19 protein-coding genes and 1 pseudogene are annotated in these 21035 nt (G+C 64.1%); 5 read left to right on the top strand and 15 right to left on the bottom strand.

The genetic code is table 11. The features are described 5' to 3' along the window. Window positions 1-13: 13 nt before the first annotated feature. Window positions 14-1060: a glutathione synthase gene (locus tag HB777_06425; GenBank protein QND63574.1), complete on the top strand. Its 1047-nt coding sequence runs from the start codon at window positions 14-16 to the stop codon at window positions 1058-1060. Between the two features lie 120 nt (window positions 1061-1180). Here the strand turns inward: HB777_06425 and HB777_06420 are convergent, their stop codons facing one another. The 4 genes from HB777_06420 to HB777_06405 all read right to left on the bottom strand — a co-directional run bounded on the left by HB777_06420 (window position 1181) and on the right by HB777_06405 (window position 6150). Next, a complete protein-coding gene (locus HB777_06420) occupies window positions 1181-2035 on the bottom strand; it encodes a sulfotransferase (protein QND63573.1) in 855 nt (284 codons plus the stop codon). Then, entirely contained in the window at window positions 2028-3260 is a 1233-nt protein-coding gene (locus HB777_06415) for a glycosyltransferase family 4 protein (GenBank protein QND63572.1), read from the bottom strand. The genes HB777_06420 and HB777_06415 overlap by 8 nt, the downstream gene beginning before the upstream one ends. Before the next feature lie 1088 nt (window positions 3261-4348). Then, window positions 4349-5383, bottom strand: coding sequence for a hypothetical protein (locus HB777_06410; protein ID QND63571.1), 1035 nt, complete (start codon window positions 5381-5383; stop codon window positions 4349-4351). Beyond that, on the bottom strand, window positions 5380-6150 hold the full coding sequence (locus HB777_06405) for a hypothetical protein (GenBank protein ID QND68684.1): 771 nt from the start codon (window positions 6148-6150) through the stop codon (window positions 5380-5382). Before HB777_06405 ends, HB777_06410 begins: the two co-directional genes overlap by 4 nt. A gap of 347 nt (window positions 6151-6497) precedes the next feature. Here HB777_06405 and HB777_06400 point away from each other — a divergent pair, with 347 nt between their 5' ends. After that, the gene (locus tag HB777_06400; protein ID QND68683.1) at window positions 6498-6929 is read left to right on the top strand and encodes a transcriptional regulator; all 432 of its coding nucleotides are present in this window, start codon (window positions 6498-6500) and stop codon (window positions 6927-6929) included. 162 nt (window positions 6930-7091) lie between these two features. Here HB777_06400 and atzF read toward each other — a convergent pair. The 8 genes and pseudogenes from atzF to HB777_06360 form a co-directional block, all read right to left on the bottom strand. Next, window positions 7092-8943 (bottom strand): annotated as a pseudogene (gene atzF, locus HB777_06395) (allophanate hydrolase). Then, window positions 8940-9290, bottom strand: coding sequence for an allophanate hydrolase (locus HB777_06390; protein ID QND63570.1), 351 nt, complete (start codon window positions 9288-9290; stop codon window positions 8940-8942). The pseudogene atzF and the gene HB777_06390 overlap by 4 nt, the downstream one beginning before the upstream one ends. Beyond that, complete coding sequence (locus HB777_06385; GenBank protein QND63569.1) at window positions 9283-9951, bottom strand: cysteine hydrolase; 669 nt, start codon at window positions 9949-9951, stop codon at window positions 9283-9285. The genes HB777_06390 and HB777_06385 overlap by 8 nt, the downstream gene beginning before the upstream one ends. After that, window positions 9951-11480 (bottom strand): ABC transporter ATP-binding protein, encoded by a 1530-nt coding sequence (locus HB777_06380; GenBank protein QND63568.1) that lies wholly within the window; start codon window positions 11478-11480, stop codon window positions 9951-9953. The genes HB777_06385 and HB777_06380 overlap by 1 nt, the downstream gene beginning before the upstream one ends. Window positions 11481-11489: 9 nt before the next feature. Next, entirely contained in the window at window positions 11490-12191 is a 702-nt protein-coding gene (locus HB777_06375; GenBank protein QND63567.1) for a cysteine hydrolase, read from the bottom strand. Window positions 12192-12205: 14 nt separating this feature from the next. Further along, window positions 12206-13132 (bottom strand): ABC transporter permease, encoded by a 927-nt coding sequence (locus tag HB777_06370; protein ID QND63566.1) that lies wholly within the window; start codon window positions 13130-13132, stop codon window positions 12206-12208. Then, complete coding sequence (locus tag HB777_06365; GenBank protein ID QND63565.1) at window positions 13132-14274, bottom strand: ABC transporter permease; 1143 nt, start codon at window positions 14272-14274, stop codon at window positions 13132-13134. Before HB777_06365 ends, HB777_06370 begins: the two co-directional genes overlap by 1 nt. A gap of 18 nt (window positions 14275-14292) precedes the next feature. Next, a complete protein-coding gene (locus HB777_06360; GenBank protein ID QND63564.1) occupies window positions 14293-15420 on the bottom strand; it encodes a BMP family ABC transporter substrate-binding protein in 1128 nt (375 codons plus the stop codon). Between the two features lie 275 nt (window positions 15421-15695). On the opposite strand from HB777_06360, the gene HB777_06355 reads away from it, so the two are divergent. Further along, entirely contained in the window at window positions 15696-16400 is a 705-nt protein-coding gene (locus tag HB777_06355; GenBank protein QND63563.1) for a GntR family transcriptional regulator, read from the top strand. A 52-nt stretch (window positions 16401-16452) separates the two neighbouring features. On the opposite strand, the gene HB777_06350 is transcribed toward HB777_06355, so the two are convergent. Beyond that, complete coding sequence (locus HB777_06350) at window positions 16453-17955, bottom strand: ATP-binding protein (protein ID QND63562.1); 1503 nt, start codon at window positions 17953-17955, stop codon at window positions 16453-16455. Between the two features lie 410 nt (window positions 17956-18365). On the opposite strand from HB777_06350, the gene HB777_06345 reads away from it, so the two are divergent. Then, window positions 18366-18671, top strand: coding sequence for a hypothetical protein (locus tag HB777_06345; protein ID QND63561.1), 306 nt, complete (start codon window positions 18366-18368; stop codon window positions 18669-18671). Window positions 18672-18777: 106 nt separating this feature from the next. After that, a complete protein-coding gene (locus HB777_06340) occupies window positions 18778-19152 on the top strand; it encodes an endonuclease domain-containing protein (protein QND63560.1) in 375 nt (124 codons plus the stop codon). Window positions 19153-19251: 99 nt separating this feature from the next. Here HB777_06340 and HB777_06335 read toward each other — a convergent pair whose 3' ends face one another. Next, complete coding sequence (locus HB777_06335; GenBank protein ID QND63559.1) at window positions 19252-20100, bottom strand: aldo/keto reductase; 849 nt, start codon at window positions 20098-20100, stop codon at window positions 19252-19254. A 139-nt stretch (window positions 20101-20239) separates the two neighbouring features. Continuing rightward, on the bottom strand, window positions 20240-20872 hold the full coding sequence (locus HB777_06330) for a PQQ-binding-like beta-propeller repeat protein (GenBank protein QND63558.1): 633 nt from the start codon (window positions 20870-20872) through the stop codon (window positions 20240-20242). Window positions 20873-21035 lie beyond the last annotated feature (163 nt).

Raw genomic sequence — 21035 nt, 5'->3', positions numbered from 1 at the left:
GGGGGGCTCCTGAATGCGCATTGCGTTCTTTGTCAATTCCATTGAGAGCGAGACGCCCGGCTATACGACGACGGCGTTGGCGCTGGTTGCAGTCCAGCGCGGCCATTCTGTCGTCTATGTCGAGCCAGGCGACTTCATACTGCGTGCCGATGACAGTCTGGCCGTCAGCGTCGCGGTTCTGCCGGATGCTCCCTACAAGACATCGGACAAGCTGCATGCTGCCCTGAGGGACGCCGCGATGCAGAAAAAGACCTTGGCGATCAGCGATGTCGACATCGTGTTTTTGCGCAACGACCCGTCGCTGGACATCACCGATCGACCATGGGCCGCCAATGCAGGCATCATGTTCGGGCGGCTGGCGGCAGAACGCGGCGTGATTGTCGTCAACGATCCGGACGGCCTGGGGCAGGCACAGAGCAAGCTCTACCTTCAGTCTTTCCCCGAGGCGGTCAGGCCGGCGACCCTGATATCGCGCAGTATCACCGAGATCCGCGCATTCATCGACAAACACCCGAAGGGCTGCATCGTCAAACCTCTGCAGGGGTCGGGCGGCAAGAACGTCTTTCACATTGCGACGCCTGCCGATTCCAACGTCAACCAGATTTTCGAGGCCGCCAGCGGTGCCGGCTACCTTATCGCGCAGGCCTACATTCCGGAGGCCAAGGCCGGCGACGTGCGTCTTTTCCTGATGAACGGCCTGCCGCTGATGCGCGACGGCAATTATGCTGCCTTCCGCCGCGTCCCAGCCAAGGGCGACGTCCGCTCCAACATCCACGCCGCGGGAACCGCCCGCAAGGTCAAGGTGACGGACACGATGTTGGCCATTGCAGAGATGGTGCGCCCCAAATTGATCAGCGACGGCATGTTTCTGGTTGGGCTCGACATCGTCGGCGACAAACTTCTGGAGATCAACGTCTTCACGCCAGGCGGGCTGACCCGGCTCGCCGCCATGTACACGACGGATTTTGCCACAAGTGTCGTCGTTGCGCTGGAGGAGAAGCTGAAGCTGCGCCAAGCCTATGGAAAGACGATAGCGAATTCGCAGTTGGCGACGCTTTGATCACTTTCACTGACGATTTCTGTGTCGGGCACCCCCGCTGGTGGCACGAAATGTATGACGGCGGAACCGAAAGGGGCAGCATCGTCCCTGTTTAGAGCGGTTCACGGCCGCGCCACTCCCTCACCAGAACCCGACCAGCGATCTCAGCATCGCCTTGGCGCCGGCCGCCTGCCTGCAGGTTTTGCGAAACTCAGGCCGTCCCGTTGCGCCGAGCACATCATCGTCGACAGCGCGCAGGATGGCGCTCGCATTGCGCCATCCGATCCGGGCAAGGGCGGATGATAGTTCCGCACGGCTGGAATCGAACGGGGTCTGCTCAGGTGTCGGGGTCGCGGCCCGTTCGATGTCATTGCTGGCGCCGAGCGCGTGGTGCGGAATATCCACTGGGCTGCGCACGTCGAACGGCCAGGAATAGCCGAGAAAATGCGAGATCATATGCAGGCACAGGGCTGGTTCTGAAACGATTTGCTCATAGCAGACGAAATGCACCGGCGCGCCGGTGCGGCGAAGCGCATCCATGGCGAAGTAGAACTGGTTCCAGTAGTCGGCCGGCGACCGGAACCTGTATTCCATCCGCTTCTCCGTGAAATCCTGCCTGACCTCGAACGGCTTGCCGAGAAACGCGCCGAGATTCCCGTTTGGCTTGAAAATCGTATTGTTCCTCGCAAGGCGGTACCACGACAGGATCTGGCTGACGGGATCCTTGCTCATGACGATGATGGGCAAGTCTCCATGTTCCATGTCGCGCCCGTTCATGAGCGCCGGAAAAACTCCATGTTTCCAGAACCCCTGATCGAAGACGACTGGTACCCCCAGATAGCGTTCGAGCAGATATTTGGCGAGATTTGTGCCTGATCTTGGCACCCCCATCACCCGGACGGCGGCTTCGCCGGGCCGCGTCAGCGCCGCGCGGAGCGGCGGCGCCTTCACGATGGCTCCCATTCCACCCATCGAAAACATTGGCTGCTCACCCATTGATTTGCTCCGACCGCTGCCTTGCCTCAATGACCATGAGATTGGGTGGCATGAGATCGGGCGCCATAGGATCGGACGCCATGAGATCCGGGGCCACGCGATCCGGCCCGCGCGGACGGCACTCAGCATCGCTCGAACCGAGCGCCGCGACATGGTCGACGATGGCCGCGAAAAACTCGCGCTCGCGGATCGGACGGTATCGCGACGCGATCGCCTCACGCAGTTCGCCAAGCCACGCCGGATCCGTGCAGGCCTTGGCGACCGCCGCGCACCATGCCTCGACATCGCGCGCCGGAAGTATCGGCATCAGGCCTTGCGTCGCCTCCGCAAGGGACGGCGCATCCGAGATGAGCACCGGCAGTCCGAAATCGAGGCACTCGGCCGCTCCCAGGCCCCAGCCCTCCACGGCGGAAGGGTAGACGCTGAACTCGGCGTCCCGATAGAGCTCCGCAAGCTGCCGGTCGCTGAGATTGGAGCGGAACTGAACATGTTCGCCAAGCTCGGGATGCTGCGCCATGAAGGCAACCAGTTCCTCATACATCCACCCCCAACGACCGCACAGCACGAGCGTCGGCAACCGGTCGCCCAAGAGAGGCAGGAGCCGGTGCCACACCTTGAGGAGAAGGATGTGGTTTTTCCTGACCTCGATCGTCGAGCAGTACAGAACGAACTTGCGGCCCTGGCTCTGCCTTTCGACAGCCATCCCTTGCTCGGCGACGCCCTCCTTGAGAAACGCGCCGGGCGATGCAACCGCGACCTGTGGAATCCGGCCGGGATTGGAGCTCCTCGCATGGCATCTTACCCTGTCTGCGGTGTATTTCGAGACGCAGACGAGCAGATGCGAATTTTCCAGCTGCCACGCCGTGTTGCGGACGAAACCGCGGGCGTGATGAGGCCCTACGAATTGCGGGAAATCGACCGGGATGAGATCGTGCATCAGGGTGAAGATGCCGCTCTTGGCTTTTTGTACGACCTTCCTCGAGGCAAGTTCGTGCACGCTGGCGCTCGAAAGAAAGCATATGGCGCCCTCGTCTTTCAGTGGGTCTTTCGAATCCAGCCGGCTGGGGCGCAGGGCTGACTTCATGAGCTTGAAGAGCCGAATGGCCATCTTGGACAGCTGAAATTTGATCCCGCGCCGCTTTTCGCTGCCCGAGAGGAAGATCGCCGCCACGCGATCGAACTCGCGCCCGAAGGCAAAGGGTGCTGCCCGCATGATCGACAGCACTTTCCACAGGCGGGCGGGATAGGAGCTCTCCTCCCCCCTCGACAGGCTGCGGCAGTTCACCGTCAACCAACTGCCTGAGATAGCGGAGCTCCGCTTCGTCAAGCATTTGACCCCGGCCCCATTTGTCCAACGTGAAGAAGCCAATCGGCGAGGCCTTCCATCGAAGCGCCTGACGAATGAGCGCCGTTTCCACGCGAGGGATGCCGACTGGCGGATGAGGCCCCCAGCGCAGCGCCAGGGTGGCGTCGATATACAGCTTTTTCAACTATTTACCCTTGGTGTTGCATTTAACGCGGTCATGGCTGTTCTTCCATCAGAACAGAAAACACGCCTATCGATCCGCATTGCTGCGGCTGTACTTTCTTAAACCTCTGATCCGCGGCGCCGATCTTCTGAAAAGCGCCGCCAGGATCTGAGCTTCAATACGTGGGAAAATTACCCACGTCAAGCGCATCGAGCACGCAACAGCGCGCGGAACGCCTCAAACCTGCGTCCGCAGTCAGGGAAGATGGCGTGCGACCAGGGCTGTTGGCGAAGAGCTGCATTAAAAATGAAGCGCGGGGGAATTGACTTGTGGGTAATTTTCCCACAGATAGAACTCGTCAGCGACATGCAAAGAGGAGCGAGGCTAACGTCGACCGGAACCTGCCCTGCAGCGTACCGGAATCGAATTTCGGCGGATCACCCGCCCCCCGTGTGATCCGCGGAAAGCGGCCGTACAAAAAAGCTCAAGCCCCCCGCTTTAACGAGCCCCCGTACGGCTGCACCGGCCGGTTTCGTCTATCGCAAAGGACGGACCGGCCGGATTGTCACTCCCTTCGAAACGGCTTCGCCAGCAGCGATTTTTCCATCGCCACAACACCGTGGGATTGACAGATCCGCGCTTGCCGGACCGTCAGTTCCTCGACACAGAAGTCTTGACCGCTCGCTCGCTGACGGCGCGCATGCCTTGGCGATAAGCGCGACCATCCATCGCTTCGTCATCCACGGGCGGAGCAAGGAGCGCAGCGACGCGGCGCAGACCCCTGGAGCTGCTCTGCAGCCCAAGGGATGACGAAGCCAGGAGGCTCCCATGAAACGATGAGCCGCTAAGGCCCGCTCGGCCCGCCAGGGCCGTCAGGTCCGCCCGGACCACCTCCGGGTTGGCCGCCAGGGCCGCTAGGTCCATTCGGCCCGCCAGGGGGCCGACCCGGTCGATCTGGCGATTGATTGCCGGCATTGCCTTGGCGGGACGCCGAGACAATCTTCCCGTCCCGATCAAACCTGACATCGAGAAACGCCCGGACATTGGCTGTCGACTTCGAATCGCCGGTCTGGCCATCAATGACGACACCCAGACCTGATTTGAGCCGGTGTTCCCAGCGCTGCAGAAAGGTCTCGTACAGGACGCTTCCAACATAGGTCTGCGGAACCGGGGCCTCCGCCTCCAGATGCACCACTTTGTATCCATCCGCGACCTTGGTCAGGGTCAGTTGAACGCGCCGGTTTGCCAGAGCTGACGATTTCGGCCCGATCTTGAGCCGTCCCACCAGCAATGCGCCTGACGTCACGAGTGCCAGGCCACGAACCAGATATTGCGTTTCATGCGGCCTGGCCTCGACCAGGCTCGCGACAATCGTCCCATCGGGCCACCGAATGCCGTGGGCGGCGACGATATCGCCCGTCGCGATCTTCAATCCCTTCGCAATGCCGCTGATGTCGACATGCTGCCCCAGGACCCATACCGAGCCGGCAGTAACCCGGTCGACAGGGCCAACCACCTCGCTGGTGACATGGATCGCAGAGGTAACGACGCGACCTGCCTGCTGCACCACCGCGACCCGCACGACATGCCCGACCTTCAGGCTGCCTGCGGCAGCACGGACCCCGTCAATCCAGACCGGCACGTCCGGCTGATAGCCAACGCGGACATCGTTGACGAAAATACTGCCGAAGCGCTGTATCGTTCCCACGATGCCGGTGCCGCCGATGCCTTGATCGCCGTCCGTTCCCGCCGTCCAACCGGTCCCGCCAATCCCCTGGTCTTTCGACGGTTCCGTCGCTCTCGCGAGAAGACTGAAAACCACCGCCGGCGCGGCGGCTCCGAGCGTCAGGAAATCCCGCCTCGTCGGCCTCCGGCTCATGGGGTCCCTCCGCCGGCCTGGCTCTGCTGGGGCAATTCCTCGGCAACGAGCGAAGCACCGTCCGACCTGAGAATGTAGACACCGCAATTCCACCGGCTGGTGCCGCCCGGATCGGTTTGAATGGCCTGGTTTGCATATTTGTTCAAACGCAGCAGCGTTTCGACCGCGACTTCGCGGCTATAGATCTCGAGCGACCGGGCAAGCTCCGCCGACAGCCCGTCATAGTGGACGGCACGCTCGAGAAACGGCGGATCGTCGGCCAGGACATTTTCGACCGCGGCGGCCGCATGATCCCCGAGATTTCGGGCAAAATAGTAAAGCCGGACCTCACCGTCTCCTCGCGGCACCATGGCCCCTTCCATCAGGACGATGCGATCCTTCGCGTCGATTTCAACGAGCTTTCGGTCGAGCCAATCGTCCAGGACGGCTCTCGGCCGCAGATCGCGGGTCACCGATTCCACCAGGCCGGCAAAGGATGGCTCTCCGGCTTCACTCGTTCGCGCCAACGGCAACGGCATCCCCCTGGCATCGACAAACAACGGATCGGCAAGCCAGCGCGCGACAATGGCACTCGTCCTGGAAACGGATTCGGGCACCACCCGGACCGGCGCGCCGGCTCCTCTCAGCCGGCTGACCTCCTTTCGGTGGACGCCTGTCAGCAGGCTGACCCGGCTGTCCGTCTGCTGCTTGTCGGGCAACGCGAATTCATGCTCCGCGACATTGACGTAAAGCTGACGCAACAGATCGACGAAGGTCGGAAACGTCACCCCGCACTTGATGGCCAGCCGCACCAAGGGGCGAAGAACCCGGTTCAGCGTGTTCTGGACCCCATCGGGATCCAGATATTGTCCCGCCGATCTGCTCATCGTCGTCCCCTTCACGCGCCCGTCACGAAACCGGCCATCCATCGCTCGAAAATGCCGCCCGAAAATAGCCCGTGGGAAATGCTTCCACAATAGCACGTTGACACGTGTGAAATTTTCCCACAATTTGTGCCGCCAATACCACCAGCCGCCAAACGGTGCACGCCAAACGGAGACGTCTTTTGAAGAAGCCTTATGCAAGACCGACTATAGTCAGGACGGGAGACAATTTCGAAGGCGTTCCAATCCGACTGCACGACGTCACCGAAGCGCGTTTCAACGGTGAGAGGCATGGTGACCCAGTCATTGCCATAGCTGCGGATCTTGTGTCGGCTTACGTCTCGAACAACCCCCTGCCCGCCGCTCAGCTCCCCGAGTTCATCGGCACGATATACGCTTCGATCAAGGCCATTTCGATCGGGGTTCCCGATGTTCGGCCCGATGAGCTCAAAGCAGCCGTCGCTGTGAGAAAATCCGTCACACCCGATTTCATCATCTGCCTGGAGGATGGCGGGCGTTTCAAATCGTTGAAGCGGCATCTCCAGACAAGTTATGGCCTGACGCCGGACCAATATCGAAAGAAATGGAACTTGCCTGCCAACTACCCGATGGTGGCGCAAAATTATTCCGAAACTCGCTCGAAAATGGCCAAATCCATGGGCCTCGGCCGCAAGCCGAAGTAGTTTGCTTCGACGCATTGGGGCTATCTTGCGACTGGCCCAATAACCCTGCTCCTCGACATAGGTTCGCAGGCGCGGGGCAGCAGGCATCGGCGCGGGCGTTTCCGCGTCGTCTGGGAAACCCTTTTTGGGAGCCAACTCCCGGTTGCCGCTGCGTTATCCCAATCAGATAGGAACGCCTAGCGGCCTTTTCGGTCGCTGATCGCTTGGTTCCGCCATGTCTTGGCTGCGGCCGACGAAGCGGCGCCAGCCGCCGAAGGATGAAATGTCGGACGCGCCGCCTAAGCCGGCGGTTTCGACCAGAAAACCCTTGGCCGAACTGCCGTCCTCGAGTTCGATGGTCCCGATGCCGAGCGGCGGCGGAATGGCCGCGACGAAGCGACCGAAGGCGTCCGGGGACAGCCGCCAGACTTCGACCTCGACGGCAGCGCCACCCTCGGCGACACGGATCAGCCCCGGCTTGGGCACGGACTGGCCGGTCAGCGCATAGAGCCTGTAGGCGGCGGACGTTCTTGCCGCGCGCGAAAACCGCGCGCCGAGCTGGCTCAATTGGCAGTTGAGGGGCATGCCCGAAAGATGCGCGCCAACGACCACCAGATCGATCATCTCGTCCGGCGCGCGCTCGCCATGCGGTGCGCTGCCGGGGTGTGCCCAGCCGGTTGCTCCCATCGGGACGCCGCTCGCCTCATGGATGTCGCGGGCAACTTCCGCGGCCAGCCAGTCCCCTGCCCGCCATGGCCAGCAAGGTGACGCTCATAGGCAGCCCGTCGTCGCGCTTGCCGGTCGGCACGGCGATGCCGCACATGTCGAGCAGATTGACGAAATTGGTGTAGGTGCCGAGCCGGCTGTTGGTGGTGATCGGGTCGGCGAGCACCGCCTCCAGAGAATAGTGCGTCGGCGCGGTCGGCACGCAGAACAGGTCGACCGAAGCGATGACCGGGGCGAGCTTCGCTTTGTAGGCCTGCAGCGCATAGAGGCCCTTGAAGGCGTCCGCGGCCGAGAGATTGCGCGCGCCGCCGATGATCTTCCGCGTTACCGGATGCATGACGGCTTCGTTGCCGTCCATGAAGTCGTGGATCGCCGCGTAGCGTTCGGCAACCCAGGCGCCTTCATAGAGAAGATTGGCGGTGGCGTAGAAATCGCCGAACGGGATTTCGACCAGCCGGCAGCCGAGCGTCTCCAGCACGGCAAGAGCCGCTTCGAAGCCGGCCTGCATGGAAGTGTCGCCGAAGAATTTCAAATCATCCTTCGCAGGCACACCGACGCTTAGCACCGGCGGGCGGGTGGCAAGCGCCGGCACCTTGATCGCGCGCGAATAGGCGTCGGCCGCATCCTTCGCGGCAGCAACGCCGAACACCGCATAGGCGTCATCGACGGTCAGCGCGAACACCGAGATGCAGTCGAGCGTGCGGCAGGCCGGCACGACGCCGGTGGCTGAGAGCGCGCCCACCGTCGGCTTCAGCCCGACGATGTTGTTGAGGCCGGCGGGGATGCGGCCGGAGCCGGCCGTATCGGTGCCGAGCGCGAAGGAGACGATGCCGCGCGCCGTCGCTACGGCGGATCCCGAAGAGGAACCGCCCGGCACCAGGCTGGCATCGACAGCGTTCCTCGGAATCGGGTACGGCGTGCGCACGCCGACCAGGCCGGTGGCGAACTGGTCGAGATTGGTCTTGCCGACCACCAGCGCCCCGGCTGCCTTCAGCCGCGCCACCACGGTGGCGTCCTCGTCGGGCGTATAGGCATATTCAGCGCAGGCGGCGGTCGTCGGCATGCCGGCGACATCGATGTTGTCCTTGACCGCGAACGGCACGCCCCAAAGCGGCCTGGCCGCCGGATCGAACGGTCCGAGCTTTTGCGCCTGCGCCAGCATGTCCGCCTTGCCGGCGAGATGGATGAAGATGCCCGGATCGTCGGCCGCCGCGATGCGGGCATGAACGGCATCGATCATGCCCGCGACACTGACGCCGGCCGCATAGGCCGCGTGCAGACTGCCGATGTCGAAGCGGATCTCGCTCATGTGGCCTCTCCCAGAATGATCACCGGCAGGTCCCACTGGATCAGCACGACGCAGCCGTCTTTCGTCCACACCGAATGCTCGGTCCCGACCGGGTTCAGGATGACGCTGCCGGATGGATAGTCGCCATTCTCGTCACTCTGCGTGCCCTTGAGCACGACGATGGTTTCCAGCCCGACATGGCGGTGACGCGGCACGCCGGCGCCCGGCCGGTAGTCGAGGATCGCCACCGACGGCTCGACCGGCCCGCCCTTGAGCAGCCAGTGCACCGTGATGCCCTCGCGAAAAGGCTCGAACGCCAGATCGCGCCAGCCGCCGCTGACGAGGCCGGCAAAACTCAGATTAGCCATCGGCAAGTCCCTGCAACACCTGGTCGGTCGTCGCCGTCCAGCCGACGATGGCGCCTTGCGCCCGGATCATGGCGATGGCCGCCGCCTTGAATTCGGGAAAATAGCTTTCCGTGGCGTCTTCGGCGAGCAGGCACTCATAGCCGCGATCATTGGCCTCGCGCATCGTCGTCTGCACGCAGACTTCGGTGGTGACGCCGGCGAAAACCAGTTGCTGCGCGCCGAGCCGCTTCAGCTCGTCACCGAAGCTGGTCGCGTAGAAAGCGCCCTTGCCGGGCTTCTCGATGACGATCTCGCCGGGCAGCGGCTTGAGTTCGTCGAGGATCGCCGTGCCCGGCTCGCCGACGATCAGCACGCGGCCCATCGGCCCGACATCGCCGATGCGGATCGACGGATTGCCGCGATTGCGCTTGGTCGGCGGCAGGTCCGACAGGTCGGCGCGATGGCACTCCATGGTGTGGATCACCGGCAGGCCGGCGCCGCGGAACCCCTCGATCAGTTTCTTCACCGTCGGCACGATGGCGGTGATACGGCTGACGTCGTTGCCGAGGCTGGCGCCGAAACCGCCCGGCTCGGCGAAATCGCGCTGCATGTCGATGACGACCAGCGCCATCGTCTGCGGCTTGAACGCAAAGGCAAAAGGCTGCGCATCGATTTCAGCCATCAGTGGTGCCCCGCCATGTGCTCGCCGATGGTCTGCACACTCGCCCCGGCGATCGGCGTCTCATAGACCAGCGCGCCGTCCGACATGACGAAGATGCGGTCCGACAATTCCAGCAGTTCGTCGAGATCTTCCGACATCAGAAGCACGGCGGCACCCGCATTGCGCGCCTTCATGATGCGGGCGCGGATCTCGGCCACAGCCGAGAAGTCGAGGCCGAAGCATGGGTTGGAGACGATCAGCAGGTCGACCTCGCCGGTCAGTTCGCGCGCCAGCACCGCGCGCTGCACATTGCCGCCCGACAGCGAGGCGATGGGCGACGACAGCGATGCGGTCTTGACCTTGAATTGCTCCACCAGCCTGGCGCCGAAGGCGCGGATGGCGCTTGTGCTGATCCAGCTCACCGGCTTGCCGTTGCCGTCCATGTCGAAGGTGCGGAAGGAGATGTTCTCGGCCACCGTCATCTTCGGCGCGCAGGCATTCTTCAGCGGCTCCTCGGGAATGAGCCGCACATGGAGCGCGCGGGCCTCGGCACGCGTCGCCGCATAGGCCGACCCGCGCACCAGCACTTCGCCCGCATCGCGCGGCCGCTGGCCGGCCAGCACTTCCAGAAATTCCTTCTGGCCGTTGCCGGAAATGCCGGCGATACCAACGATCTCGCCCGAGCGCACGCCGAGATCCTCGATGCGGATCGACTTCAGACCAGTGCGGTCCGGCGCCTTCAGCGATTTGACCTTGAGCACGATCTCGGCATCGGGTTTCGGCGCCGCACGGCTGTCGAGTGCCGCGATCGGCTGGTCGCCGATCATCATCGCCGCCATCGCCTTGTGGTCGAGGTCGGCGACGCGGCCGGTTCCCGTAAGCCTGCCCTTGCGCAGCACGCTGACATCATCGGCGAAGGCGGTGACCTCATGGAACTTGTGCGAGATCATCAGCACGGTGAGATCGCCTGCCCTTGTCATCTCGCGGACAAGGCCCAGCACTTCCTGTGCCTCGCCAGGCGTGAGCACCGAGGTCGGCTCGTCCAGCACCAGGAAGCTGCGGCCGAGATAGAGCTGCTTGATGATTTCGAGCTTCTGCTTCTCGCCGGCCGCAAGCCCCGCCACCTTGACGTCGAGCGGCAGCTTGAACGGCATGCGCTCCATGAACACGGCAAGGTCGGCGCGCTCCTTGCGCCAGTCGATAATGCCGGGAACTTTTTCGCGCGAGATGACGAGGTTCTCGGCGCCGGTCAGCGACGGCACCAGCGTGAAATGCTGGTAGACCATGCCGAGCCCGAGCGCCGAGGCGTCCTTCGGACTGGCGATCCTGACTTCCCGCCCTTCGACCAGCATGTCGCCGGAGGTTGGATGATAAAAACCCATCATGCATTTGACCAGCGTCGACTTGCCGGCGCCGTTCTCGCCGAGCAGCGCGTGGAACGAGCCTGCCGGCACCTTCACCGACACCCCGTCCAGCGCCGTGAAGCCGCCGAAGCGCATGGTCATGCCGATGGTCTCGACGCCGACCGCTTTTCTGACGCTGTCAGCCATGGTGCACCCTCACGGCAGCTGCGCGACGAGCGCCGTCGAATTCGACACCGTGCCGAAGACACCGCCCTGCATCTTGATCATCTTGATCGCCGCCAGATGGTTGCCGTGGTCGGTCGCCCCGCAGCAATCCTCCAGCATCATGCATTCATAGCCGCGGTCGTTGGCCTCGCGCATGGTGGTGTGCACGCAAACATCCGTGGTGATACCGGTCAGCACGATATTCTGGATGCCGCGCTGGTTGAGGATCAGCTCCAGATCGGTGGCGCAGAACGAGCCCTTGCCGGGCTTGTCGATGATCGGCTCGCCCTCGATCGGGTAGAGGTCGGGAATGATGTCCCAGCCAGGCTCGCCGCGCACCAGGATGCGCCCGCACGGACCGGGATCGCCGATGCCGGCACTGATGCGGCGCGAGCGCCAGCGCTTGTTGGCCGGCAGGTCGGCGAGATCGGGCCGATGCCCTTCTCGCGTGTGGATAATGGCGTAGCCCTTGGCTCGCATGACCGAGAGCACCGACTTGATCGGCCCGATCGGCGCGCGCACCAAGGACAGGTCGTACCCCATATGGTCGACATAGCCGCCCGGCCCGCAGAAATCGGTCTGCATGTCGATGATGATCAGCGCCGTGTTGTCGGGCCGCAGATCGCCATTGTAGGGCCACGGATAAGGCTCGGCATCGATCGTGTGCTGGATGAATTCGGCTCTGGCGTTCATAGGCAAAACTCCAGTCATTTGGTGATCGACAGTTCCCCCGGCGCGCCGGCAAGCGAGCGCGTCGGCGACGAAGTGGCGATCATGATGATGAGGGTGAGGATGTAGGGAGCGGCGTAAAACAGATAGTAGCCCTGCGTCACGCCGACCGATTGCAGCGCCGGCCCAAGCGCGCCTGCCCCGCCGAACAGAAGTGCTGCGGCAAAGCAGCCGAGCGGGTTCCAGCGCGCGAATATGACCAGCGCCACCGCCATCAGGCCCTGGCCCGACGAGATGCGTTCGGTCCAGCTGCCGGGATAGTAGAGCGACAGATAGCCGCCGCCGATGCCGGCCAGCGCACCACCGACGCCGGTGGCCAGCAGCCGCACCGTATCGGGGTTGAGGCCCATGGCGCGTGCCGCATCCGAACTGTCGCCGACGACGCGCAGGATCAGGCCGGCGCGCGTGTTGCGGAAGGCCCACCATAGGATGACCGAAAGCACCGCGCCGATCAGGAACAGCACGTTGACGTCGAGCGCCGCCCGCACCTGGGGAATATCCGACCAGCCGCCGAAGGGAATGGCCGGCAGGTTGGGCGCCTTCGGCTTGATGAACGGCTTGCCGAAGAAGAAGGCGAGACCCGAGCCGAACAGCATCAGCGCGATGCCGATGGCGATGTCGTTAACCCCCGGGAATTTGCAGATCCAGCCATGAAACAGGCCGAAGCACAGGCCGGCGAAAGCTGCGGCGAGAAGGCCGAGCCATGGCGAGCCCGTCATCACCGCCACCGCATAGGCGGTCATCGCACCGAAGACCAGCGTGCCTTCCAGCCCCAGATTGATGCGGCCCGAACGCTCGGTGATCGCCTCGCCCAGCGAGACGAAGATGAAGGGCGTCGACACGCGGATGGCGCCACCGAGTACGGCCAGCGGCACGCCCCAGAGGCCGATCTCGGTCGCATCCATCAGGCAGTCCCCCTCAAGAGATCGGGCCTTTTCCAGAGGTCGGGATTGAAGGCCTTGAAGCGGCCGTAGAAGGTTTCACTGAACAGGATGACGATGAAGATCATGCCTTGCAGCACCAGCACGGTGGCGTCGGGCAGTTCCATGCGGCGCTGGATCAGCCCGCCCGAAGCGTCGATGCCGCCAAGCAGGATGGCGACCGGGATGATGGCCAGCGGATTGTGGCGGGCAAGAAAGGCGACGAGGATGCCGGTGTAGCCATAGCCGGCGGCGAGCGAGGCATTGGCGTTGCCCTGCACGGCGGCGACTTCCAGCATGCCGGCCAGCCCCGCGAAACCGCCGGCCAGTGCGGTGAAACCGACGATCAGCGGCCCGACGGCAAGCCCCTGCACCTGTGCTGCCCGCACATTGCCGCCGGCAATGCGCGCGGCAAACCCCCAGCGGGTCTTTTCGATGAGCACCCAGGAGAGAATGCAGGCGACGACGCCGACGACCAGCCCCCAATGCACGTCCATGCCCGGAATGTTGCCAATGCGGTAGATGTCGGCCAGCGGCTGCGTCGACGGCTTGTTAAGCGAGGCCGGGTCGCGCAACGGCCCCTCAACCAGTTGGTTCATCAGCGCGATGGCGATGTAGGCCATCAGCAGGCTGGAGATGGTTTCGTTGACAGCCCGGTAGTGGCGCAGCGCGCCGACGGCACCGATCCAGATGCCGCCGGCGGCCATGCCCACCACACCCATGGCAAGAATGACGATTGACGATGGCGCGCCGCTCAGCGCGGCGCCGATGGCAGCGGCGCCGACGCCGCCGAGCACGATGGCGCCTTCGCCGCCGATGACGACGAGGCCAAGCCGCGCCGGCAGCGCCACACACAGCGCAGCCAGCAGCAGCGGTGCGGCCCGCGACAGCGAGTTCTGAATGGAAAACCACGAACCGAAGCCGCCCCGCCACATGGTCTCATAGAGCAGGATCGGCGACTTGCCGACCAGTGCTATGAACAGGCTGAACAGGGCCATGCCGACGACCAGCGCCGCGAGCGGAATGACGAAAGCCTCCGCCCGCCGCGCGACCCATTCCAGCGCCGGAGGATATCCCCTGGCGCCGAACAGTGCCGGCATGCCGGCCCCTGTCACCGTATCCGTCATCGCCCCGCTCCCCTCAGATCACGCGGTCGAGCCGACGACGCCCTCGACCAGATAGTCCATGCTTTCGAGCTCGATGGCGGTTTCGACGAAGGCCTTGCCCTCGGTGGCGACGACAGCGCCCTTGTTGCTTTTCAGCGGTCCCTTGATGACGGCGAAGCCGCCCTTCATCATTTCGGCCAGCGTGGCGTCGAACTGCTTGCGGGCTGACTCGGAGACGGCGGGGCCGAGCGGGCTCATCTTGACGAAGCCGTCGGCCAGCCCGCCGCGCGTGAAGTTGGGCAGCGGCGTGCCGGCCATCAGATCGTCGACGAACATCTTGTAGACCTTGGCCCAGTTCCACTCGGCGCCGGTGAGGTATTTTTCCGGCGCCAGCGGGCTCTGGTTGGCGTGATAGCCGCAGACGAAGGCGCCGCGCCCGGCGGCCGTCTCGACCACCACCTTGGGGCTGTCGACATGGCAGGTGATGACGTCGGCGCCCTGGTCGACCAGCGCGTTGGTGGCTTCCGCCTCCTTGACCGCCAGCGACCATTCGCCGGTGAAGATGACCTGGCAGGTGATGGCCGGATCGACCGAGCGCGCGCCCAGCAGGAAGGAGTTGATGTTGAGCAGCACCTGCGGGATCGGCTTGGCGGCGACGAAGCCGAGCTTTTTGGTCTTCGAGGTGTGGCCGGCGACGACGCCGTTGAGATACTGGCCCATGCCGATGTAGCCGAAATAGGAGCCGGCATTCATCGGGTGCTTGGCCTTGTCCCACATGCCGCCGCAATGGCGGAACTGCACGTCGGGAAATTTCGCGCACATGGCCAGCATGTGGGGGTCGAAATAGCCGAAGGAGGTCGGGAAGATCAGCGAAGCGCCGTCGAGATTGATCATCGATTCCATCGTCTTCTGGACATCGATCGTCTCCGGCACGTTCTCCTCCTCGACGACGGTGATGCCCTCGATGCCCTTCAGCGCCGCCGCACCCTCGGCATGCGCCTGGTTGTAGCCATAGTCGTCCTTCGGCCCGACATAGATGAAGCCGACGGTGGCAGAGGCGGCGAAGGCGCGGCCGATTGGAAAGGATGCCGAGGCCAGGCCGAGCGCGGCTCCGGCGGCAGAGGTCTTGAGCAGCTCGCGGCGGTTAAGCGTGAATCTCGCGGTCATTGTGAATGCTCCCCTGTAGGACCCTTTTCCGGGTCGGTTAACATGCCGTCAGGAAAGTGCATGCAATCGCCATGCCAGTTCGTTTGGCGAAATTTATTGAATTAAATCAATCATCGATCCAAAAGAACCTGCTCATGTAGCAGGCAATTGCATGCACTTTTTGCCTTGAAAACAGCCAGTTTGACAGGCAGATTAAAATAGAGGCATAGAGAGTCGTATTGAGTCGACGGGCCGGTGCGCCGACCGACTCCAAAAGAAGACGGGACGGAGGAGATTTGTCGGGGAAGCGCAACTTGATCAGGTCGGGCACGACCGTGGATCAGATGGTGAGGGCGATCGGCGACCGGATCGTCACCGGCTTCCTGCGCCCCGGCGAAAAGCTCGACGAGACCTCGCTCGCCGCTCGCTTCGACGTGTCACGCACCCCGGTCCGGGAGGCGCTCGGCCAGCTCAGCGCCATGGGCCTGGTCGAGAGGCGGCCGAACCGGGGCGCCATCGTCGCCGTGGTGACGCAAGAGCATCTTGCCTCGATGTTCGAGAGCATGGCCGAACTGGAGGCGATATGCGCCCGCTTCTCGGCCGCTCGCATGACCAGCGCCGAGCGCCGCTCGCTAGAGATCGAGCATCAGGCTTCGGCACGACTGGTGCAGCTGGGTGCCGAAGAGGACTATGAATATTTCAACACCGAGTTCCACAGCCGGCTCTATCGCGGCGCCCACAATGCCCATATCTACGAAATGACAGTGATGACGCGGAGCCGGCTGGCGCCGTTCCGCCGCGCGCAATTCATGCTGCCGGGGCGGCTCGCCAAATCCTGGCAAGAGCACGACGCCATCGTCACCGCGATCCTGCGTGGCGACGGCGCTGCTGCCGGCAAGGCTGCGCGCGACCACGTTTCCATCGTCAGCGAGGCGAGCGCCGTCTTTGCCGTCGGCGACCAGCCGAAAGCCGCAAGCACGACGCCGGTCACATCAGGCTGACAATCCAGTTGGTTTCAGCGGGACCGGGCGCAAACAGACTTTGCGCTCCCCCTCACAGCGCCAGGCTCCCCTGCTCCGCCTCCGCGGCATTTGGATCACCCGGTGCCGTCGCCCAGGCCAGTTCCACGAGCGTCACGGTGCGCCGGCCTGTTCCGTCGAGCTGGCAGACGATGAGGCCCTGCTCCTCGATATAGGTCAAGAGACGCCGGGCGCGGCGCAGCGAGTGCGAGCCGTAGGCACGCGCGATCGCGGCGTCGCTCGGGCACGGCCAGCCCTCCTTTGCCGCGCGCGCGATCATCATGAACACGCCCTGCATGTCGTCGGGCAGCAGCGACGCGCGGACGGAAACGTCCCGCCACGCGTCATCCTGCGTCGTCTCGGAGCCGAGGCCGGCGCGGGCGCGCGTCAGCATGCGGCGGAACTCCGGCAGATCGGGTACGACCGCGGCGAGGCCTTCGATGCGGCAGCGGACCACGAATTCCTGGTAGAGCACGCCGATCACGCGAAAACCCGCATCGGGTTGCGCCAGGATGGCGCGCAGAACGCGGTCGACGCGCTCGCGACGCTCCGCCAGATCCTCGGCGCTGACTTGCGGCTCCGCCGGTTCGGGGCGGATTTCCAGCGCCGCCGACTTCGCCGCCATCAACTGGTCGAGCAGGTCCGGCGACGTCGTGCGGCGCGGCGCGCGCACGGTCTCGGGCGGCGGCGCCGCCAGGATGATGGCGCGTGCATCCTCGAGCGCCGCTTCCGGCATCGCCATCAGCCGCGGTGTGCCGTTGCGCGGGCTGGTGTCGGTCGGGCCGATGCGCAGGCCCAGTGGTCGGCGCGACAATGCCGGGCCGAGCGCCATGAACTGCCCGCGCTCCAGATCGCGAAACGCCTCCGCCTGGCGCCGTTCCATGCCCAAGAGGTCGGCGGCGCGCGCCATGTCGATATCGAGGAAGGTGCGGCCCATGAGGAAATTGGACGCCTCGGCGGCGACGTTCTTGGCGAGCTTGGCCAGCCGCTGGGTGGCAATGATGCCGGCCAGTCCGCGCTTGCGGCCACGGCACATCAAATTGGTCATGGCGCCGAGCGAAAGTTTGCGCGCCTCGTCGGAAACCTCGCCCGCCACCGCCGGCGCGAACAGTTGCGCCTCGTCGACCACCACCAGCATCGGGTACCAGTGGTCGCGGGCGACCTCGAACAGCCCGCCGAGGAAGGCGGCAGCACGCCGCATCTGGTTCTCGGCGTCGAGCCCCTCGAGATTGAGCACGGTGGAGACGCGATGGATGCGTGCCCGCTCGCCGGCCGCCTGCAGGCCGCGCTCGGTATGCTGCTCGGCATCGATCACCAGATGGCCGTAACGTTCGCCCAGCGACACGAAGTCGCCTTCAGGATCGATGATGGTCTGCTGCACCCAGGGCGCGCTCTGCTCCAGCAGGCGCCGCAGCAAATGCGACTTGCCGGAGCCCGAATTGCCCTGCACCAAGAGCCGGGTGGCCAGCAATTCCTCGAGATCCAGCTTCGCCGGGGCGCCTGCGGTCGTGTGTCCCATCTCGATCGCAACGGTCATCTCGACTCAGGCGCTCCTTTCGCAGACGGGCTTATCAACCGGATCACAGCCCGTCGAGCGCGCATGGCCGGCAGTTGCGCGTTGCGCACAGCTGTCCTGACACTGTCTGTCGGGCGAACCCTGTGGATAGTAACCACTCGTTCACCATGGGCTGGCGTTCCGATTGCAGATGTCAGGCAAGCGCCTAGCCTGACCTTGCATCGCGTCCCCAACGTGATGCGTCCCAACCCCGCCCCTGGCGACCGACGTCTTCAAGTTCCCTCTCCAAGTATATGTCGGTCGCCAACTTCGCCTGATCCCATCCCGTTCTGACATCGTACAGAGCCGCCCCCTGGCGCAAACTTTGGGTTGACCCCTTCGGACCGCGAGGCGACACTCCACCCAACGAACAGGTGCGAGGAGGAATTGCGATGGACGAGCCCGAACGGTGGCGCCACATGTCGATGGCGCCGAGGGATGGCAGCCGCATCCTGGTCACGGTGCGCCCGTCCGAACAGGGGCCGGCGGAAGTCGACCTCGCCTATTGGTCGCGCGCCGATCAGTTCGCCTCGGAAGGCTGGCGCGCGTCGGACTCCTCGCCCGGGCGCGTCATCGAATATGCCGAACCGGAACTGAAGTGCTGGATGCCGCTGCCGACGGCCAATCTCAGCCGCGCTTCCATGCCGGCGCCCTGGGAAGGCGAAGACGCCCAGCAGCTCGACGGCTCGGGGATTTAGGCAGAGACGGCCGAAGGTAGCCAATCTCCCCCAAGTGGGGGAGATGTCCGGCAGGACAGAGGGGGCGCCGTAGAGCGCCAACCCCGACAACCACCGAACACTGACAATGCCTCACTCACCCTTGCCTCCGCAAAACCGCGCCAACGCCCGATCGATGCGCAAGGTCATGACATCAGCCGAGCTGAAGCTCTGGAACGAGCTTCGCGCGCACCGGCTGATGGGCCTGGGCTTCCGGAGACAGTTTCCGATCGCCGGCTATATCGTTGACTTCGCTTGCCCGGAGAAGAAGCTGATCGTTGAGCTTGATGGCTCCCAACATGCGGAAACCGACGCTGTCGCAAGCGACGAAGCAAGGTCCGCGCGACTGGAGCGGGATGGCTGGACCATCCTGCGCTTCTGGAATGACGATGTCATCCGCGACATCGACAATGTCTGCCAACATATTGTGATAGCGGCCGGGCTTGCGGGTACGCCAGAATAACGGCAAGGGCGGCGGGACAGCGCCCCCCTCTGCCCTGCCGGGCATCTCCCCCACATGGGGGGAGATCGGCAGCTCTACGGTTGGCTCCTCAAGCTCCCCTCAGAACAGGAACGCGGCCGTGGCGGGGTTGGGCCCGGTGCGGCCTTCGGGCGAATCCATGCCCCGGATCGTCTGCAAATCCTGCGCATCCAGCTCGAAATCGAAGACATCGAAATTGGCGGCGATGCGATCCCTGCGGATCGATTTTGGAATGACGATCAGTCCCTCCTGGAGATGCCAGCGGATGATCGCCTGCGCCACCGACTTGCCGTGCTTCCTGGCAATGCCTTCGAGGGTCGCATCGCCGAGCAGCCGGCCGCTGCCCAGCGGGCTCCAGCTTTCCGTCTGGACGCCGTGCTTGGCATGAAAATCCCTGAGATCGCGTTGCTGGAAACGAGGGTGCAGCTCGATCTGGTTCACGACAGGCGTCACGCCGGTCTCCGCGATGATCCGCTCCAGATGGTCCTGGTTGAAATTCGAAACGCCGATCGACTTGATGCGGCCGGCCTGCCTGAGCTCGACCAGCGTCTTCCAGGCCTCAACATATCTGTCCTGGCTGGGCACCGGCCAATGGATCAGGAACAGGTCGATCTGCTCGATGTCGAGCTTGGCCATCGTCTCGTCGAAAGCGCGCAAAGCCGCATCGCGCTGGTGCGCGCCGTTGCGCAGTTTCGAGGTGATGAACAGCTCGCCGCGCGGCACGCCGGCGCTACGGATCGCCTCTCCGACCCCCTCCTCGTTCTGGTAGCCTTCGGCGGTGTCGATCAGGCGATAGCCGGCCTCGATGCCCCAACCCACCACTTCAGCGGTGATATCCTGGTCGACCTGCCACACGCCAAGGCCGAGCTGGGGGATGGCGGAGCCGTCGTTCAACGCGATCTGTGCAGGCGTGATGGGCTGTTCGGGCATGTCGGGGTCCTTTGTAAAGCGGGTCCAGGCTGTCCGCCCGGTGCACAGCCTATCTAGGTTCGACAGCAGGCTACGGCCAGCCGGCAGCGACAAATTGCCGAAATGCTCCGCAAGTGTGACCTCGGCGTCAGCCCCAGCCTCATCGCGGCCGGCGCACCGCCCGCACCACCCCGGCGGATGTGCTGCCGCAGTAGAGGCGGTCGCCGCCATCGGATTCAAGCCCCGACACGCCCATGCCGGCCGGCATGTCGAGCTTCTCGAGAACCTTGCCTGATTGCGGGTCGACGCGGCGCAGGTCGCTCTGGTCGCCTTCCCAGGTGGCGTGCCACAGCTCGCCGTCGACCCATGTCACCCCGGTGACGAAGCGGTTGGATTCGATGGTGCGCAGGATTGTCCCGGTCTCCGGGTCGATCTGGTGGATCTTGCGCTCGCGGTACTGCCCCACCCAGAGCGTCCCTTCGGCCCAGGTCAACCCGGAATCGCCGCCACCACCTGGCGCCGGAATGGTCGCCAGCACCTGACCGGTATCAGGGTCGATCTTCTGGATGCGTTCGTTGGCAAGCTGGAAGAAATGCTGGCCGTCATAAGCCGTGCCGGCATGTGCCGCGACATCGATCGAGCGCAGCGCCTGCCCGTTTTCCGGATCGAAGGCGTTCAGCTTCTCACCCGAGGCAAACCAGACGTTGTTGCCGTCAAAGCTCACCCCATGCACCCTCTCCACACCTGGAAAGGGTCCGTATTCGCGCAGGATTTCGGCTGCGGACTGTTTCATGTCTTTCTCCTCGATGGTGGTCCCAAGGTGTGTCGAGATTCAGGTCAGGCCGAGTCGAAAATGGCTGATGCCGAGAACCGGAGCGGAGCGTAGTTTTCGTATGTGAGCACGGTCCTACCGCGACGCGGTAGAACGGGGAAGCGCAGGTATCAGCCATTTGCGG

The organism is Mesorhizobium loti (assembly GCA_014189435.1).
In the GTDB taxonomy this organism is placed as follows: Bacteria; Pseudomonadota; Alphaproteobacteria; order Rhizobiales; family Rhizobiaceae; genus Mesorhizobium; species Mesorhizobium loti_G.
The sequence above is the reverse complement of the archived record's forward strand: the minus strand, read 5'-3'. Positions and strand labels throughout refer to the sequence as shown.

What these genes read in the sequence shown, in the direction of transcription:
- HB777_06425 (QND63574.1), top strand. Translation starts at nt 14, where the DNA reads ATGCGCATTGCGTTCTTTGTCAATTCCATTGAGAGCGAGACGCCCGGC.
- HB777_06420 (QND63573.1), bottom strand. Translation starts at nt 2,035, where the DNA reads ATGGGTGAGCAGCCAATGTTTTCGATGGGTGGAATGGGAGCCATCGTG.
- HB777_06410 (QND63571.1), bottom strand. Translation starts at nt 5,383, where the DNA reads ATGAGCCGGAGGCCGACGAGGCGGGATTTCCTGACGCTCGGAGCCGCC.
- HB777_06390 (QND63570.1), bottom strand. Translation starts at nt 9,290, where the DNA reads ATGGCTAATCTGAGTTTTGCCGGCCTCGTCAGCGGCGGCTGGCGCGAT.
- HB777_06385 (QND63569.1), bottom strand. Translation starts at nt 9,951, where the DNA reads ATGGCTGAAATCGATGCGCAGCCTTTTGCCTTTGCGTTCAAGCCGCAG.
- HB777_06380 (QND63568.1), bottom strand. Translation starts at nt 11,480, where the DNA reads ATGGCTGACAGCGTCAGAAAAGCGGTCGGCGTCGAGACCATCGGCATG.
- HB777_06375 (QND63567.1), bottom strand. Translation starts at nt 12,191, where the DNA reads ATGAACGCCAGAGCCGAATTCATCCAGCACACGATCGATGCCGAGCCT.
- HB777_06370 (QND63566.1), bottom strand. Translation starts at nt 13,132, where the DNA reads ATGGATGCGACCGAGATCGGCCTCTGGGGCGTGCCGCTGGCCGTACTC.
- HB777_06365 (QND63565.1), bottom strand. Translation starts at nt 14,274, where the DNA reads ATGACGGATACGGTGACAGGGGCCGGCATGCCGGCACTGTTCGGCGCC.
- HB777_06360 (QND63564.1), bottom strand. Translation starts at nt 15,420, where the DNA reads ATGACCGCGAGATTCACGCTTAACCGCCGCGAGCTGCTCAAGACCTCT.
- HB777_06350 (QND63562.1), bottom strand. Translation starts at nt 17,955, where the DNA reads ATGACCGTTGCGATCGAGATGGGACACACGACCGCAGGCGCCCCGGCG.
- HB777_06345 (QND63561.1), top strand. Translation starts at nt 18,366, where the DNA reads ATGGACGAGCCCGAACGGTGGCGCCACATGTCGATGGCGCCGAGGGAT.
- HB777_06340 (QND63560.1), top strand. Translation starts at nt 18,778, where the DNA reads ATGCCTCACTCACCCTTGCCTCCGCAAAACCGCGCCAACGCCCGATCG.
- HB777_06335 (QND63559.1), bottom strand. Translation starts at nt 20,100, where the DNA reads ATGCCCGAACAGCCCATCACGCCTGCACAGATCGCGTTGAACGACGGC.
- HB777_06330 (QND63558.1), bottom strand. Translation starts at nt 20,872, where the DNA reads ATGAAACAGTCCGCAGCCGAAATCCTGCGCGAATACGGACCCTTTCCA.